The sequence below is a fragment of the Clostridium sp. CTA-1 genome, assembly GCF_054768215.1.
The window spans coordinates 1-549 of record NZ_BAAAAP010000065.1 but is presented as its reverse complement, the minus strand read 5'-3'; the positions used below and the strand labels follow the sequence as shown (position 1 = coordinate 549).

General features: G+C 48.1%; 6 tRNA genes. All 6 read left to right on the top strand.

From position 1 onward, the window contains the following. Positions 1-75: transfer RNA gene (locus tag ACYUEW_RS19040), tRNA-Gln, on the top strand. A 3-nt stretch (positions 76-78) separates the two neighbouring features. Then, positions 79-154, top strand: a tRNA-Lys gene (locus ACYUEW_RS19035). 15 nt (positions 155-169) lie between these two features. Continuing rightward, positions 170-253, top strand: a tRNA-Leu gene (locus ACYUEW_RS19030). A 66-nt stretch (positions 254-319) separates the two neighbouring features. Then, positions 320-394 (top strand) — tRNA-Gly (locus ACYUEW_RS19025). Between the two features lie 8 nt (positions 395-402). Next, a tRNA-Gly gene (locus ACYUEW_RS19020) sits at positions 403-476 on the top strand. A gap of 14 nt (positions 477-490) precedes the next feature. Then, positions 491-549 (top strand) — tRNA-Arg (locus tag ACYUEW_RS19015).

Genomic DNA, 549 nt, shown 5'->3' with positions numbered 1-549 from the left:
TGGGATGTCGCCAAGCGGTAAGGCATAGCACTTTGACTGCTACATGCGTAGGTTCGAATCCTGCCATCCCAGCCATTCGATTCACTAGCTCAGTTGGTAGAGCACATGACTTTTAATCATGTTGTCCGGGGTTCGATTCCCCGGTGGATCACCAAAAATTATATAACGTGCAGGTGTGGCGGAATTGGCAGACGCACTAGACTTAGGATCTAGCGCCTATGGCGTGGGGGTTCGACTCCCTTCATCTGCACCATTAAATGAATTTTTAAACAGAATTCAGAAGGATTAAAATATAACGAAACTAAATGTTTTGATATTTGCGGGAGTGGCTCAGTGGTAGAGCGTCACCTTGCCAAGGTGAACGTCGCGAGTTCGAATCTCGTCTTCCGCTCCAATAAATATGCGGGTGTAACTCAATGGTAGAGTGCTAGCCTTCCAAGCTAGTTACGAGGGTTCGATTCCCTTCACCCGCTCCATAATATGCGTCTTTAGCTCAGATGGATAGAGCAACGCCCTTCTAAGGCGTGGGCCAGGGGTTCGAATCCCTTA